The organism is Thermogymnomonas acidicola JCM 13583, from assembly GCF_001316105.1.
Taxonomy (GTDB): domain Archaea; phylum Thermoplasmatota; class Thermoplasmata; order Thermoplasmatales; family Thermoplasmataceae; genus Thermogymnomonas; species Thermogymnomonas acidicola.
The window spans coordinates 105,170-120,184 of sequence record NZ_BBCP01000001.1 but is presented as its reverse complement, the minus strand read 5'-3'; the positions used below and the strand labels follow the sequence as shown (position 1 = coordinate 120,184).

Annotated in this window: 22 protein-coding genes; 5 read left to right on the top strand and 17 right to left on the bottom strand. The window is 46.4% G+C overall.

The features are described 5' to 3' along the window. Positions 1 to 38 precede the first annotated feature (38 nt). Both JCM13583_RS00870 and JCM13583_RS00865 read right to left on the bottom strand, forming a co-directional pair. A complete protein-coding gene (locus JCM13583_RS00870) occupies positions 39 to 233 on the bottom strand; it encodes a hypothetical protein (RefSeq protein ID WP_075056325.1) in 195 nt (64 codons plus the stop codon). A gap of 69 nt (positions 234 to 302) precedes the next feature. Further along, positions 303 to 536 (bottom strand): hypothetical protein, encoded by a 234-nt coding sequence (locus JCM13583_RS00865; RefSeq protein WP_075056324.1) that lies wholly within the window; start codon positions 534 to 536, stop codon positions 303 to 305. A gap of 272 nt (positions 537 to 808) precedes the next feature. Here JCM13583_RS00865 and JCM13583_RS00860 point away from each other — a divergent pair, with 272 nt between their 5' ends. From JCM13583_RS00860 to JCM13583_RS00840, 4 genes are all read left to right on the top strand, one after another. After that, positions 809 to 1,105 (top strand): MarR family winged helix-turn-helix transcriptional regulator, encoded by a 297-nt coding sequence (locus JCM13583_RS00860; RefSeq protein ID WP_162509128.1) that lies wholly within the window; start codon positions 809 to 811, stop codon positions 1,103 to 1,105. Between the two features lie 92 nt (positions 1,106 to 1,197). Further along, entirely contained in the window at positions 1,198 to 1,467 is a 270-nt protein-coding gene (locus tag JCM13583_RS00855; RefSeq protein WP_075056322.1) for a zinc-ribbon domain-containing protein, read from the top strand. Continuing rightward, a complete protein-coding gene (locus tag JCM13583_RS00850; protein ID WP_162509127.1) occupies positions 1,446 to 1,853 on the top strand; it encodes a hypothetical protein in 408 nt (135 codons plus the stop codon). Before JCM13583_RS00855 ends, JCM13583_RS00850 begins: the two co-directional genes overlap by 22 nt. Positions 1,854 to 2,141: 288 nt before the next feature. Beyond that, the gene (locus JCM13583_RS00840; protein ID WP_162509126.1) at positions 2,142 to 3,164 is read left to right on the top strand and encodes a hypothetical protein; all 1,023 of its coding nucleotides are present in this window, start codon (positions 2,142 to 2,144) and stop codon (positions 3,162 to 3,164) included. Here JCM13583_RS00840 and JCM13583_RS00835 read toward each other — a convergent pair. From JCM13583_RS00835 to JCM13583_RS11630, 8 genes are all read right to left on the bottom strand, one after another. After that, positions 3,158 to 3,694 carry a hypothetical protein gene (locus JCM13583_RS00835; RefSeq protein WP_075056318.1) on the bottom strand — a complete coding sequence of 179 codons (537 nt, stop codon included), beginning with the start codon at positions 3,692 to 3,694 and terminating at the stop codon, positions 3,158 to 3,160. The genes JCM13583_RS00840 and JCM13583_RS00835 overlap by 7 nt on opposite strands. A 236-nt stretch (positions 3,695 to 3,930) precedes the next feature. Next, positions 3,931 to 4,257 carry a hypothetical protein gene (locus JCM13583_RS00830; RefSeq protein ID WP_075056317.1) on the bottom strand — a complete coding sequence of 109 codons (327 nt, stop codon included), beginning with the start codon at positions 4,255 to 4,257 and terminating at the stop codon, positions 3,931 to 3,933. A 17-nt stretch (positions 4,258 to 4,274) separates the two neighbouring features. Then, positions 4,275 to 5,132 carry a hypothetical protein gene (locus JCM13583_RS00825; RefSeq protein WP_075056316.1) on the bottom strand — a complete coding sequence of 286 codons (858 nt, stop codon included), beginning with the start codon at positions 5,130 to 5,132 and terminating at the stop codon, positions 4,275 to 4,277. Positions 5,133 to 5,164: 32 nt separating this feature from the next. After that, the gene (locus JCM13583_RS13460) at positions 5,165 to 5,305 is read right to left on the bottom strand and encodes a hypothetical protein (protein WP_171823312.1); all 141 of its coding nucleotides are present in this window, start codon (positions 5,303 to 5,305) and stop codon (positions 5,165 to 5,167) included. A gap of 50 nt (positions 5,306 to 5,355) precedes the next feature. Further along, on the bottom strand, positions 5,356 to 6,105 hold the full coding sequence (locus tag JCM13583_RS00820) for a hypothetical protein (RefSeq protein ID WP_075056315.1): 750 nt from the start codon (positions 6,103 to 6,105) through the stop codon (positions 5,356 to 5,358). A 50-nt stretch (positions 6,106 to 6,155) separates the two neighbouring features. Beyond that, positions 6,156 to 6,338 carry an N-6 DNA methylase gene (locus JCM13583_RS11635; RefSeq protein ID WP_162509125.1) on the bottom strand — a complete coding sequence of 61 codons (183 nt, stop codon included), beginning with the start codon at positions 6,336 to 6,338 and terminating at the stop codon, positions 6,156 to 6,158. Continuing rightward, positions 6,320 to 6,547 (bottom strand): hypothetical protein, encoded by a 228-nt coding sequence (locus JCM13583_RS00810; protein ID WP_075056314.1) that lies wholly within the window; start codon positions 6,545 to 6,547, stop codon positions 6,320 to 6,322. The genes JCM13583_RS11635 and JCM13583_RS00810 overlap by 19 nt, the downstream gene beginning before the upstream one ends. Next, entirely contained in the window at positions 6,504 to 7,883 is a 1,380-nt protein-coding gene (locus JCM13583_RS11630) for a hypothetical protein (RefSeq protein ID WP_171823311.1), read from the bottom strand. Before JCM13583_RS11630 ends, JCM13583_RS00810 begins: the two co-directional genes overlap by 44 nt. Before the next feature lie 417 nt (positions 7,884 to 8,300). On the opposite strand from JCM13583_RS11630, the gene JCM13583_RS00795 reads away from it, so the two are divergent. Beyond that, a complete protein-coding gene (locus tag JCM13583_RS00795; RefSeq protein ID WP_075056312.1) occupies positions 8,301 to 8,915 on the top strand; it encodes a hypothetical protein in 615 nt (204 codons plus the stop codon). Between the two features lie 180 nt (positions 8,916 to 9,095). Here the strand turns inward: JCM13583_RS00795 and JCM13583_RS00790 are convergent, their stop codons facing one another. The 7 genes from JCM13583_RS00790 to JCM13583_RS00760 form a co-directional block, all read right to left on the bottom strand. Next, on the bottom strand, positions 9,096 to 9,350 hold the full coding sequence (locus tag JCM13583_RS00790; protein WP_075056311.1) for a hypothetical protein: 255 nt from the start codon (positions 9,348 to 9,350) through the stop codon (positions 9,096 to 9,098). A gap of 371 nt (positions 9,351 to 9,721) precedes the next feature. Continuing rightward, entirely contained in the window at positions 9,722 to 11,089 is a 1,368-nt protein-coding gene (locus JCM13583_RS00785) for an MFS transporter (protein ID WP_075056310.1), read from the bottom strand. Further along, positions 11,090 to 11,617 (bottom strand): cyclase family protein, encoded by a 528-nt coding sequence (locus JCM13583_RS00780; RefSeq protein WP_075056309.1) that lies wholly within the window; start codon positions 11,615 to 11,617, stop codon positions 11,090 to 11,092. After that, entirely contained in the window at positions 11,586 to 11,825 is a 240-nt protein-coding gene (locus tag JCM13583_RS00775; protein WP_075056308.1) for a cyclase family protein, read from the bottom strand. Before JCM13583_RS00775 ends, JCM13583_RS00780 begins: the two co-directional genes overlap by 32 nt. Then, positions 11,822 to 12,862, bottom strand: a complete 1,041-nt coding sequence (locus JCM13583_RS00770) for an NAD(P)-binding domain-containing protein (RefSeq protein ID WP_162509123.1) — start codon at positions 12,860 to 12,862, stop codon at positions 11,822 to 11,824. Before JCM13583_RS00770 ends, JCM13583_RS00775 begins: the two co-directional genes overlap by 4 nt. A gap of 232 nt (positions 12,863 to 13,094) precedes the next feature. After that, entirely contained in the window at positions 13,095 to 14,096 is a 1,002-nt protein-coding gene (locus tag JCM13583_RS00765) for a hypothetical protein (protein ID WP_075056307.1), read from the bottom strand. Continuing rightward, positions 14,093 to 14,563: a helix-turn-helix domain-containing protein gene (locus JCM13583_RS00760; RefSeq protein WP_075056306.1), complete on the bottom strand. Its 471-nt coding sequence runs from the start codon at positions 14,561 to 14,563 to the stop codon at positions 14,093 to 14,095. The genes JCM13583_RS00765 and JCM13583_RS00760 overlap by 4 nt, the downstream gene beginning before the upstream one ends. Between the last annotated feature and the right edge of the window lie 452 nt (positions 14,564 to 15,015).

Sequence of the window (15,015 nt, the reverse complement as noted above, 5' to 3'; positions counted from 1 at the left end):
TTCCCTCGACGGAGCAAACGCCGGAGCCCACCTTTTTGTCATGCCCTCACCTCCATGACCGGGTCCACCGTGATGTGCTTCCTGCATTCAGGGCACCTTGCATACCGCGAGAAAAGAACCGTCCTCTCCCAGGTATAACCGCACCTGGGGCAGGTCACGAAGACGCCAGTATGCACCTTCCTCCTCCTTACCGAATCGAATTCCCGCCTTGCCCCTTCCGGAATGATGAGCATTCCGTTGGAATCGAAGAAAGCCTTCTGGTTCTGCGAAGCGAATATCTTTTCCGCGAGCGCCTTCGTTGCTTACCTTGCGAGCCCGTTAGAGTTCCTTTCGATTATTACGATGTCTTCCTGCGAACGGAGCCATTCCGACAGGACGCGGCCGCTGACCGCTTCTTCCCTGGGAGGCAAACCCATGATCCTGTTGAGCCTGTACCTGATGTCACGCACTGTCTTCGGGTACTTCGATGTTGAAAGTATGAACCTGATCTTTCCTCGATGCCTCTGCCTATTTCGATCATGCCTTCGCCTCCTCAAGCTAGCGTTCTTCCGGCAATATGCGAAGCTGGTCCTTTTCCTGTAGAAAAACTAACCGCTCATGATGTTGCCATCCAAGCTTATCCATTATTTCTTCTGGAATATAGATCCGACCTCCCCCTTTTGGGTCCAAATAAACCTTTTGTATGGTCATCATTTTACCAACTTTCAATAGTGTAAGTTCAAATGATAATATAAATATTTCTATTTACTATATTGAAAGTTGGGATAATCAATTAAGTAATATATAATCTTAACTTACAATAGTGATTATGGTAGATAGCAAAGTCCCGGTTCTTTCCCAGAAATATGTACCCGGCATTCTGATTTTCTTATTGGACCATGGGACAGTTCACAAGACCGATCTGACGGCCGTTACCCATTCCAATACTCTAATAGATAAATTAATCAATGAGCTGAAGAACGAGGATCTTATTTCAGTCAAAAAGGAATTTGTTGGCAGAAACACATATTATATTTCGCTGACAGAGAAGGGTAAGGCAATTGCACAACAGCTCAAGAAGGCGCAGGAGATAGCAGAATCAAAGATGGAAGATCAAGAGGCTTAGGGAACCCGCCAAGGATAGAGGTAACGGAAGAGGCCGCAGACAGAGTAAAAGAGCTCCGGCTCCTCTATCACGTCAACGTATACGACGACCATGTGAGCATAGAGGAGATCCCCAGGAATGGGGGGGGAAGGCCGAGGATATTCGACGTGTACATAAAGAGGAATGGCCTCGGAGACTTCCGTTTATGGTGCGAACAGGACGATTCGTTCGATTGCGTGCACGTCGAAGTGGCCTGGACCTATCCGGAAGTGCAGCACATGATCCTCCATTACAAAGGGAAGACGAAGGTGTGTCTCGTGTGCGGGTACGAGAACCCTGAAAATGCGAAGTTCTGCATGGAATGCGGGGCGAGGCTGGAATGATGAAACCAAATGATATAAATGACGAGTTTGCTCGATATTTATTTGAACATTATGACAACCAGTTCTCGGATATAGGGAAATATACCTCATTTGACCCATATCTGATAAGTGAATTTCTGAAATACCTATCTTATGCTGGAGGTGGCATTGCTACTATTGATGGCGTCAAGAGATTCATAGACTTCTTAAAAAATAGAACATATGAAAAAAGAGAAGAGCAGGACATCAAGGATAAGCTCGGGAAAAAGGGTGATGGAAGAATAGAGATCCTTAAGCTCGAACCGGGCAACATAATCTTGATGAGTGGGATTGGCAGTGAAAGACCAGTAATTGAGGCATGCGACACAAAGCCCCCCTGTTTATCATCCAGAGAGGGTATATATTGATACTGTCCGGAATCACGATACATATTAACTACGATCAGCATGAGCTTGTAAAGGAATATAAGGCCCCCCCAGCCTTCCTTTACGACGGTACCGTGGATATAGAGAGAACGAGTTCTTGCGATGAAACGCCGGGCCTATTCCGCGTGATGGAGAGCATTTATATCACTAAAAGCAACGAAATGAAAAGAGGAAGATAAGTGGGATGTAATGCGGCAAAGGAGAAGGAGGTGCCGCAGGCGATCAGAAGGATAGATGGATATCTTGGCGTCCGCATCAAAGGTGGGAAGAATGACTGAGAATGGCGAGGAATATAAAAGAAAGATCCAGGAAATTGCAGACATTGCTAACAAGGCAGAGGCGGCTGATTTTAAAATCCGCTATATTTATCGGAACAAGGAGCAAGATGAAAACGGCCAAGCCCATGTTTCTTACAGCACAAAGGAGCTTGTCATAGATGATAGCGCAAAAAGCTACCTGATCACTAGGGTGGAAAATACATTAAAGGATGTAGCGGATAGAAATGACGAAGTGATTCGCAATTATAGATTCGAACAGCAGATCACGGACGGGAGCGTAGGCATCTTGAACGATGAAGACTTTCCTGCTGAACTGAAGAAGCTGATACCTGAATTTTCGAAGGCAGTAGACTATGCTACGGACGGAAGCAGGGAGTCGGCAAGGAAAGTTAGGCAGAGCATAGTCGGATACGCCATAATATTTAAAGGAATAAAAATGGTGAAGAGAATCCATACTATAGAGCTCGCAACAGGGAAAAAGTTCAAACAATCGCTCCTAGTAGGCTCAAAGAGCAATAAATTGCAAAAATTCAAGGAAGACATAATTGTGCTTACAATATCTGAGCCTGATTTCATAATCGTAAACCAAGGGGGGGGAAAAGACACTGTTTTCATATACAATTCCGCTAACTTCGCACACGTCTGCATGTCCAATAAAGAAATGATAGAAAGGCTAAAATCACAGGATAATCCGATAAACAAGATCCTGAATAAACCGGAAAAGCTGTATGAATACCTGAGGAAGGCACCTTCTGCTATCCATGTCCTTTATTTTGCCGCCAACAGGAGTGGCTTTAAGATCGAGCCCAATTACATAGAGGAGCTTAACAAGGAATATTTTGCGGATAATAGGCTTGCCGTCGACGAAAACGAGCGATTAATATGTGAAAACCTGAATGGAAGGGATATATACCTAATACTGCTAGGAAAATACGGATCGCACTTCAGGACAGACGGAAAATCAGAAAAAATCATCGTTAAAGAGTATCAGAACTTTAAAATGAAGGGTCAATAGTCATCTTTTCCCGAGGTGTCTGGCACCCTTTCATGATAGTAAATAAATGGGTTGATTTTCAAAACGGTTATCGAATTGTTCTCTTCTAAGCGTTCCTTCGAAATGACGTATATAGTTGAGCCTGCCTTGGTTTTTGCTTCATACTCGTGATAGCCAAAGGCAGAAAGGAATGGGTTAAAGAGCATGACCTTGTTGCCATTTGAAACTACGTACACGATTAAAAGTATCACTGCCAGTATTGCTAGCCCCCCCTTCGATGCAGGAAGTACCAAAATTGCTGGCAATGCGATCGAATACGAAAGAAAGTATGCAATCACGTCTAGGCCAATATCCCTCACATCTAAAATTTGAAAGGTTTCCCTGGCAATCTTCTCGTTAAGGATCTTTATCCAAATGATATTAGAGATGAATGAGAATGCCAAAGGAAGAAGCCACCATGTTGCAGTATAGCCCAAATATGCTATGTAAGCAATTAAAAAGACAGGGGAAAAGTTTCCAATGAAAACAAGCCCCGTCTCATAGCCCTTCATTTTACCCTCACCTTTTATTATTTTATAGGTAGAACGGGATCTTTTCGCATATCTCAAGAGGAGCCTTTCTGTTTGTGTCCATCGCCTGCCCTACCTATGACCTACATATATGTAAAGATATCCATCTGGATGCCCTTTTAGGGAATCGTGAAGCATACTGATCTTAATGGCATAATTCCGTAATGGCTCGCTTTGTTATTGATTCAAGAGCTAGTCCTGAATTGAACTCTTGCGCATCATGAGGGTTTATCAAGCATGGGGGGGTAGTTCAACTTCTTTACGCATAACTCGAACAGTTTCGCCCTGTATTTCTCGTCGTCCGTTATGCTCTCTATCTCAGTTTCAATGCTTTTCCTCCAGGATTCGAGATCCTCCTCGAACTCCTTGAGCACAGCCTCAAGATCCGCAGGCACCTGTATGCGATCCATGCCGCGCAGGGCGCAGTAATAAACGTACCTGGCCATGACCGGTGTATCGTAGTACTCCTTCTTTCCGTCTATTGACACGTAGTTGCCTTCAAGATCCCTTCCCTGCGATATCTTCGTCCCTTTCCTCAGGGTCAATGTGTCCGCTACATCTTTTACATAGTCCTGGGGGGGAAGTTCTTGACATTGATGCGCGCAATGATATCGTCAGCAACCTTAGACAGTGAGATCTTTTCCTTTCTATTAGAAGTCTTAACGCTCTTCGCCTTTTCCAGCCTTTCCTTTACGATCCTGACAACACTGGGATAATAAGATCTCAGGAATCTATCCGGGTCTTCGAAACCTAAAGCTTTCAGAATGGTTCGATCAAGTTCCAATCGGTCCTTTTTTACCGAATCAAGGCTGAATTCTCCCTTCATATCCCATATCTCTTCAAAAACGGACCCGATCTTCCTCTCCTCCATCCTGTGCATTATGCCTTCCAAATCATGGTAATATGGTCTCATTGCCTCCGGTCTCGGTACTGGAAGTTTCTGTACCTCGTAAACCACGAATCCTGCCGGGCCTCCCCCATAGTTCCTTCCATACAGATCCGCATATAGGTAGCTCAGGGATGAGTTTAGGAACGAGTAAACGCTCAGAAGGTCATCAAAATATTCGTTTCGGATTTTTCCGAAATTAAGCGCGGTATCCAACAGAAAAGAAGTCTTGGGAAATATAAAATTGGAGGAAAAATACTCTGTTATGGCAATATCCGGCTGAACCACCGGCGAGAGCTTCCACCAGGGCTTTCTGGCCCTGCATGTTGACCTCTCCGAATACGGTTCTCCTGCGGGATTCCTTTCTCCGTACTCTATGTACTCGAGGGCATGTTTCTTGATCTTCATCCTGTCCTCTTCCTCTATGAGGACTACATACTTCTTTGTGGAATCATTGAATATAAGTTTGCCTGGTTGTGTGAACTCCTTGGGGGGGCTTTTCAGTATCGGCCTCAGGTATTCCGCTTCTATCAAATGGACTGCGCCCAGGCCGTCCTTTATGACCCTTATCTTCTTTGTCTCTCCCTGTGGAGGCCGAAGAGCTCCTTGAGATCTTCATCGCCGTATTCATCAGTAACGTCCGTTACGTAGAAGAATTCATTTGCCCCAGTTTTAATACCGGATCTAACATCTATTATCTTATCCATCGGCACCATATTTCTATTGTTCACTATCTCGAAGAACTCATCAGGTCCTCTCAGATAGGGGGGAAAAGTTTGCCTTTCAGCGTATCGTCGAAGTCTATATCGCCCTGCCTGACTTTTCTCACTATCGTTACGCCGTCCGCATCCTTTCCCTTTTCCAGCGCATCCGCTATGCGCAAAGCGTCATCCAGATTCCTTATGATCTCCGATATCCGCCTGTTTATCCTGACGAATTTGATCTCATTGTTTTCCCTCTCTTCCTTGTTATCAGTCCTCTCGATTACAGTTATGATCGTATTTACGAGAGCGTCCTCGAACCACCTTTCTACGGAGGAATCGATGATATACCGTATTTTGAAGTACCTGTTCAGGAACTTCTTGAAGCCCTCGCCGTATTCAACGTTCATCCACGTATCGGAAGTGAGGAAGCCGACCATCGAACCTTCTTTCAGAAAGGGAAGCAGGTAGTACCAGAAATAGACATGAAAATCGGCACCCCCCCTGTCTGGTGCGTAAAGATATTCTTCGCCTGCACCGGCATAGCCGTTCTGGCTGAGGAAGTCCGCTACCTTCTTCCTCTCCTCATCCTTGTTAGGTATGTCCTCCTGCCTTATGTACGGTAAATTTCCGACAAAGGCGTCTATGGGCTTGAACGATACGACCTTCTCTTCGCCATTAAGCGATATCGTATGATTTTTCACGTTCCCTTCGTACTCCGTCCGCAGTTTCGGTATTACGTTCGTTGCCCTGACATCCAGGAAGTCCTTTCTCAGTATATTCGGGTACACGGACGGGTTGTACATCAGCAGCTTCGATGCCAGGGCGATAGTTGCCAGGTGTGCTGGATAGGCTGCTATGTCGCACCCGAAAATGTCCCCATGATCGCTTCTCTTGTGGCCTCGTCGTCCTTACCGTACAGTTTCAGCTTCAGATCGAAGGCCCTGGACAGGAAGGTCCCGGAACCGCATGCCGGGTCCATGACCCTTGCATCCTTCCTCTTTATAGCGAGGGCGTTGATCAGATCCACCACTGGTATCGGTGTGTAGTACTGGCCGTTTGCATGCCTCTCCTCAGGCTTATGAGCCTGTCATAGATGTTTCCGAGGAGATCCTGCGTGAGGCCACTAAAGTCATAGTCTTCCAGGAATCTTATGAGGGCCCTTACTGAATCGAGGTTCTCCTGGTTCTGGAACGGAATGAGGTCAGCCTCGCTTTCCTCGAATACGGTTTCGTAGTCTCCTGACACCTTCTTCGCGGCGCTGAAGCATAAATCCCAGCTCCGCCTTTAGATCGTCTATGCCCTCCTTATTGGCATCGATCTTCCGGATGGCCGGGAACATACGCCTCAGGACATAATAGAAAACGACCTTGTTCGCAAGCACATACAGGCTGTACTTCGCTATCTTCTCACGATCCGAATCGTCAAAGGTGACCTTCGGTACGTATCCCTGGTCCTTCCACCACTTCTGCAATACCTTATCCGGGACGTGCCTCTTTATCACGGATGCTGCGCTTTCAAGGTGAGCGTTAAGGCCAAGGATGAAGCTCTCGCCAAGCGGCTTGTAATGGGCCTTCTTCGTACCTTCGTACAGCTCCTTTATGTAAGAAACAAGGCCCTGCATCTTCCTCTTTATCTCTTCCCTGACTTCATCGTCCTCAAAGTCCTCATCGTTGTTTATCTTCCTCTCAAGGTATATCGTATATACATCCCTGGCCATCACCGGCTTCGTCGTATCGCTGTTATCCCACAATATTGTCTCGTTGAAGTTCGATGTGACGAAGAACCTAGGCGGCGGGTTCTTGTTGCTAGCCTTTAGGAAAGCGTCCATGACCACATCGAAGTTTCTCGGTGTCTTGCCTTCTATGGTTGTAGGCCTTTTAAATTCTGCAGTGCAGATGAGCCTCCTTCCATAATATATGGTAAGATCCATCCTTTTAATTTTCTCTGCGTGCTCCTCCACTTCGGCCCTGAAGCCGTCGAGGCTATCGATATAACTCTTCACGTCAGCGACTATGGTACGCTCGTCGATGCTCATCTCCACCCCCCCTCCACCCATTCTTTCATTTTCATGCGATCCTCGTCGGTAAACGGTAAGTTCACATAGTGTTGGAGGGCCGTCAGGGAGGTGTGCCCCTGGCTCAGGAATACCTCCTCCTTCCTGTCCGGATAGGATGCGATAAGCCAGGACTCCCAGGTCTTCCGGAACATCTTCATGTTCAATCCCCCTAGGATCCACCCCTGCCCGCCGTGCACACCGAATCAGGTACCTGCGCAGCGCAGATTCGGAGGGTAGTTCCCAGGTCCCCCCCAGTATCTGGTGTATGTTTTCTATCAGCGCCCGCCCCCCCCGTGCGGACAGGTGTACCCACCTCTGGTTTATGGTGGCCTTCCTTTTCTTGATTGCGACCCTTGGCAGGTGAATGAAGGTACCGTCGAACCATGCAGGATTCTTGAGAAACAATCTAAGCTCAACAACACGCATGCCCGTCAATAGAGCAGCATCGAAGACCACGCGGTATTTGGGCGACGCTGCGGATCGAAGGGCTTCGTATTCCGATGGGCGCAGTATTCGCGTCCTCATCTGCACGACGTTGGGCCTCGTCGGATCTTCCTCTATGATCGTCTTTCCGATCTTCCTCCTGTGCTTCGGTTCACCGAATTCTATGAGTATCGGATCTATGATGGAATATGATGTTCAGGTCTAATTTAAACTTGTCCATTCCGCCTTGTTTTGATATTTTTATTTACTCGAGTTAATGAAACGTACGCGTATTGATGTTCAAGTCCTAATGATAGAGTTGAACACTCAGCTCCTCTCTGAAGGAGAGTTAAGGACGTTAAGATCGAACGATAATGGTATTTAAAGAGAATCAATTTTTGAACCCTACCGAAAATCAATTATTCTCCTCTCATTCTATAGCGTTCTATACCGCTTCAACTTGGGCTTATATCTTAAATAGTGTGGACATAAAAATAAAAGCGTTGCTTATAAATACCTATGGAAGAATTGTATCCAGAAGATTCAATCAACAAATCGGCTGCTTCTATTTTGGGATATGACACTCATAACAACAGGATTCAAATATTTACCGTTATCTTAAAGAAATTAGCTCCCGCTCTTTTATCAAGCCTATTTACAATATATTCTTCAATTTCTTCCTCCTTTTGGGTAGGCTTCAGTCCTTTGCTTTATTATAGTTCGTTTTTTTCTGTGGTAGCCTTCGCGCTTGGGCTTTTTCTTTATTTGACTTCAAGATTTATCTCGAAAATGCGGAGAATCATCGGTGTTGAAGTGTGGAGAAAATCTAGGTATGATGACCGCGAATTAGCTGTTATAGATGCATACAAGCCTATATACGAGAAAAATATTAAAAAATCTATCAAATCAGTATTTACCGAGCTTTCTGAATTTGCCTTTGTTATTATATTCCCTGGCAGTATCGCTGACATATTAGTAGGAGTGGCCGAAAACTATCCAGAAATTGCAATTAACGGCAATAATCAAATTGAATTAGGTGTCATACTTTTAGTATTTTCCATTTTATTTTTAACAATGAATGTTAGAAATCACTTAAGGGCAACAAAGCAAAAAGCTAATAAAAATAGAGAATAAATGAAATTTTATTTAAGCCTGATAATTGATAGACTAGAAAAAGAACCTCATGTTGCAGTCTTGTTTGACAGTGATCCGGCATCAGTAGATTAGTGACCTCATTTAATCCAAAAATTTGAGGATGTCAGTGTAAAGTCTTAAAAAGACTAGGTTATAATATATTCCGGAATTGCTAAAACCTCACAGCCTTGCAGATATCTCGTTTATCAGCCACCTCGCGTTGTTCATAACCCGGTCGATGTTTTCCTTACCTAGGCCTTTGCCATCGGCCCTGGCATGTTCGAGCCATCCCCTTATGTACGCTGCGGAATCCTCCCTGAAATCGAAGCCGAAGTGTGCGCCGACAAGGTAAGTCGAAAGTTCGGCCTCCGCCTCTGCGATGCCCCCCCTTGGGAGATCCTTTCTATACAGGTGATCGAGCCTCGCATGCGACACCTCGTGTATAAGCGTGTGCAGTGCATTCAGGTTTTCGCCGGGGACCTTCAGGACCGAAAAGCAGTTAACGAACTGTTTCCCCTTCGTCCACGCATAGGGCTGGTCAAGGTAAGCGAAATACCCTCTGATTACCCTCTTAAGTAAGAGCTTGTAGTTACCTACCCATATCTCGGTGTTGTCAAGGAGGAAAAAACAATATGTCCTACTGGAAAGGCAGCCGGTACTTTATTTAGCCTCCGTAAGTTACATTGAACTTTCCCGCGCTGCTTGTGCGCCACAGCCCGTTGAAGCAATCCATGTCAAGGTAAATGAACATTACCGCCCGCCTGACAGGGTCTTCATTCAATTTCACCAGCCTATTGAATTACAGTTTACACAGCGATCTCCTCCAGCGTACTTCCAGGTTTTATGTTTCTAAGCGCTATGGAGCTCAGTTCACCAGCGGACAGTATTACACCGAGAATCACCCAGATGAGTATGGGCGAATGCACGAATACTATAACTAGGGCCGTGTATATCAGGCTACCTGCAAAGTTGGAAAAGTTGAACCATCCGGTGAGGAAGCCCATGACGGTGCCCCTCACCCTAGTGGGAAAGCTTTCGGCCCAGTAAGTGTAGCCCACACCGGACCATGTACCATTAGTAACCTGGTATATGAAGAAATAGAGTATCGATGCAACCAGTACGTTGTGGACATTCAGGATAAACAAGCCTGCCAGCAGTGGTGTGAAAGCTGCAGAGCCTATAAGCACATATTTCCGACCAAACTTTTCTCCAAGGTATCCTCCCAGGGGGGGATAAAAGAAAAAGCCGAGGCCACCAGAAATAAGCAGCAGGAGGGCAACATAGCTTGATGACCAACCGTAGAAGTTTACGAGGAAGGCTGAAATGAAAACGTTAGGAAGCATCCAGGACGATGCGTAGAAAAACCATGTGACCATGACCTTGATCAGCTGGCGCCTGACATAGCCAGGCGTTGCGAATATTTGCCTGAATGTCACCTTCTGTGATTCGTCCAGATCCGCCTCAAACTCCTCTATTCCTGCAATCTGACTTTTCGGAACTCCCTTCTTCAGGAGTTCCCTTATCTTTTTCAGGTTCTCGTACCTCTCTGGATCCTTGATCCAGTATCTTCCAATGAAAACGGCTATGAGAGGTATGGCACCTATGGCAAAGACTACCCTGAAGCCGAAGGAGATCGTTGCGAGATATATTCCGGATGCTATGAAAACACCCAGTGGCCATCCGCCTTGAACCCATGAATAGAGCCAGCCTCTGCTCTTGGGGCCAAGGGATTCGTTAACTATTGTGACAGAAACACCGAGCTCGGAGAGGCCGAACGCTGATGCCACTGACCTGAAGAATACAAGTTCAGCAAAGTTAGATGCAATTGCAGTCAGCGCCGTGAAAACTGCTGATATAGCGAGCACGGTCATCCACATGATCCTTCTTCCCCTGGCATCCATCCAGTAACCAACTGCTATGGGCACGAAGATCGAGACCAGACTGATCACCGTGCCAGTTTCCCCAACCTCAGCTGCGGTTAGGTGAAGAGCCTTTTCCACAACAGGATAGGCCACGGTTAGAAGGTTGTAGTTGTACGATGCCAGTGCCCACCCGAGGAGCGCTATTGCGAAAAGGTACACTCCATATTTTTTTCCTCTGGTTCCCCCCCAAACTGCCTTCTCAGCATTAACCTTCTCCTCGTATTCTCCCCCCCTGTACTGAACCTCGGCCATCTAATCCCTCCTTTTCAAAGCAACGGCCCTTACAGGACTTCCGTCAGAGCCATCGATCCTAAGAGGCAGGAAGATGGTGTAAACATCGGCGAACTCTTTCCCCCCCTGGAGGAGTTTGTCAAGGTTTGTGAGTTCCTCAATTATGATTGTGCCCATCCTCAGGAGTGTCTGATGAACCTCCCTGGCAGTGGACGTTATCGGTCCGTGTCCAGGAACGGAGCCTCCCCCCCAGCCGGCTATGCTCAGTCCATCGGTTCCAACTGCCTTCAGACCTTTAGTGGACAGGTACTGTGCCAGATCCAAGTCCACATAGGGCCACTCAAAAAGGTACCTGGAGTTGTTTCCCCCCCTTCTGAGAGAGTGCCCCCCCGTGTGAAGCAGAAGTATCTCCGATCCCTTCTTCTGTTCCAAATGCTTTCTTACAGTATCAAGAGGTATTGGTTTCCCTGCTGGAGTTGAGCTCACATCAACTACCAGTGTTCGCCCGAAATATGTTTCAATGGGGGTACCTGTCCAGCGTCCGGCCATTCTCAACCATGTGGGCCTCGGTGTCTATGTGAGTGCCTATGTGCGTGTTCATGGATATCTTCTTGACAGCATAACCGTCCACAGTGAGTAGTTTGAGATCCTCAACGACAAGCTGTGAGTGGCCAGGCCACACAGGCATCCCGCTGTAAATCGTGTTAGTGAGGTCGATGACATCGAACTCTTCGGAACCAAAAACGGATATGCTCAATTTCCTTCCCTCCCCCCCAGGATCCTGTAAAGCCTTTCTTCCTCCCTCTCCATCGGGTGTTCAGATGATAGGCGAAGAGACATCCTAAGAACAGTTCCACCCGAAACCTGCTCCTGGTGCCACTCCCTTGCGAATTCCCCATTTAGTATTTTGATAGCCTCGTTGTATAGCGTTTTCCTGACATCATCAGTCACGTAGAGTGGTCCCCTTGTCAGCTGACCATACTGACTTGTGGTGGAGTGCGTCCTTAGCTGCTTGAAGAGACCCATGTTCCTCATGGACTCTGCAATTTCCGCCAACTCACCAGATCCGTACAGCTCGAGTATAACCGCCTCAGGTGATGCTCCTAGAGAAGTAGCAACATCGTAGTATGCTCGGAAGAGGAAGAGCATTGCTCCGGCCCAGGAGTGTTCTGTCAGAAGGTCAACGAGGGTCTCTTCCCTGAACGACGATCTGACGGCACATCCACCAGATCTGAAAATTCCTAGGCCCTCACAGAGCGAGAGCATTATTCCCTCGGCTCTTCCATCAGCATCTTGGCCCACCGCCACTAGGGCAGGAAATCCCATTCCCCTGACATATACATCTCTAACACCCCCCCAACCGATCATCCTAGGCGCGATCATTATAACGTTAACATCAGGTGGTGGGCTAACAAAGCCGTAAAAGTAATTGTATCCTGATGCGAAAACTATGGTCTTGCCCTTCGAGAGGGACGGCCTGATATCGCTCTCAAAAACAGATGCTTGTACCTCGTCTGGTATCAAGAAGAATATGATGTCGGATAACTTCACAGCATCCTGTATTCCCATAACTCTGAACCCATCCTTTCTAGCGATCTCTGCATAAGAGTCATCAATGTTGCCCACCACAACATTGAAGCCAGAATCCCTCAGATTGAGAGCCTGGGATCTACCCTGATTCCCGTACCCCCCCACGATGCATATTCTTGAAGCTTTTACCTGCTCATAGAAATCCCTGTAGTTGCCGAGAGATGTCAGTATCCTGTCAGAGTTGCCACCTTCGTTTCCAGGCATACGCAATTATATCTACAATAGTAGATACATTTTGGTATGAACATATTCCTGAAATATATTATATATATCAAGACCTGAGTTCCGAAGACCGCTTGAACTTACGAAAATATCCCCATAAACCATTGCCCTCCGGTCAATTGTTACACTTTAAAGGTTTCCTCTTTCAAACAGATCCCGATTCGAACTCAATAGATGATTGCAGAAAAGTCACTTTCATGTTCAAGATAACGAATTACGGATCGGAGAGACGCCGTACGGCGTGTGAACCACACACTGCTCCCATGATAAGATCCACATAAATTCCTTCGCCTCCCACCATCCCTCCCTTGAGTATAACTTCCTTTCCATCGAGTCTCCCACCAACCACTGTACCCGCTCCAGTCATGATTACGTCGGCTGGCCTGGAGAGGATGTGGTGATAACCAGATTTTTCCAATACAGTCTCAGCGGTTAAGCCACCACTGATAACAATGAGGTCATAGTTAGCCAGACGATCTACGAAGTCCCTATCAATTTTTGATTTCATCCTCTCAAGAGGTTCGAATGTTATGTCCACCTTCACTGAATGCCCGCCGATCCTAAGGAAACCATCTGAAATTGAAGATCTTAGTGCAATAATCTGCTTCACAGTCTTAGGCCTGTAAGTTCCTATGACCAAGCAGACTCTCTCCACGTCTGCTGATATGGGCAGTTCGGTTCCAGATTTGCCCAGGTACCTTGAAATCAAAGGTCCTGGATCCACAGGAATGCAGGATAGTTCCCTGCACAACTGTGATATTCGATCTATATCTTCCCAAGTCCTAGAATCCACAATCTTAACCCTCTCCCTCAGGAACCTGCATGCTTGGTGAAACACCCTTTCCCTTAGATCGATGTTGCCATCTTCACTCACTGAGACGCCGTTCAGTGTGAACCTTCCGAGTTCTGGTATCGTTGATGTTATCATTATTCTGCTCTTCTTGACAAGCCTGCGCAGGTATGCAGTGAGGTTATCCCTACCGCTGCTGTCCATCCTGTAAGTCCATGGAGAGTCTCCCAGAAGACGCTCAAAAATGTCGAGTTTCTCTTCTACCTCTGCAGCCTCCAGGGCCCTCGTGCCAAGATCCACAGAGATGAACGATTCCCTAAGATGAGATTCGTCCACATTTTCCAGCGGGTAGACAATATACCTTCCCCCCCTGCACATGGACGCCATTAGTGAAGCGCCCGTGAGATCATCGGATACCACTATCATCTGGCCACACTCTTCTCTTCCTGCTCCTCACGGTTCAGGCCACCCAGCATGTTCTCTGTGAGGAGATAACGTGCGATGAGCTTTCCGGTTATTCTCCTGAGCCTTCTCGAGAGATCGGATTTGCACTTACCCGTTGATATTGCCAGATCTTCTAACTTTATGGTTCTCGGATATCTGTAAAATCCAGCCAGAAATGCTGATTCAATGATTTTCCTCTCCTCACCAGTAAGTTCCGTATAAGATGAAAAGAAGAATTGTGAGTGCAACCTCTGGTCAAAAGTATCTACTCTGGCCACTTCTCCCAGTGATGATATCTCTCCCAACAGGGCTTTCCAGTTATCTGCCCATGAGAGTATGACCCACGTTTCAAGCCCATTATGAAAGTACTCCCTGAAGGCTGGACACTCAAATCTCCCCACAAGATCTGACATTGCCTTGTTTCTAGTTGCAACGAACTGAACCAGCAATGACCTACCCCCTCTCTATCGTTTCAACATGTCTGATCTTGTATATGGATGGATGCGACTTCAGATCACCGACCAGAGATGCCCATGTGCTGCTGGATCCTGAGACTAAGGAGTGGAAAACAACACTTGCTACCAGGCTATCATTACCGATATTCTGATTCAGGAGTTCACCGACGACCCCCCCATCGTAACTGGACAGTACCGTGCTCCAGCAATCTATGTGTCGTAGCGTAACTCTCAATATCACATGTATACAATGGATTGCGTTATATAAATTGAGAAGTCAGAACATGTTCACCAATAAACTATTGTATATCACGTTGCATGGTAGTATGTAATTCGTTCTCTCAGATAATATTTTCTAATCTGGTTAATTTTGAAACTTTATATATTTTAAACAGTTCGGCATAAATATTCTATTCAAATCAAGCTATAAACTTAAATATAGTTAA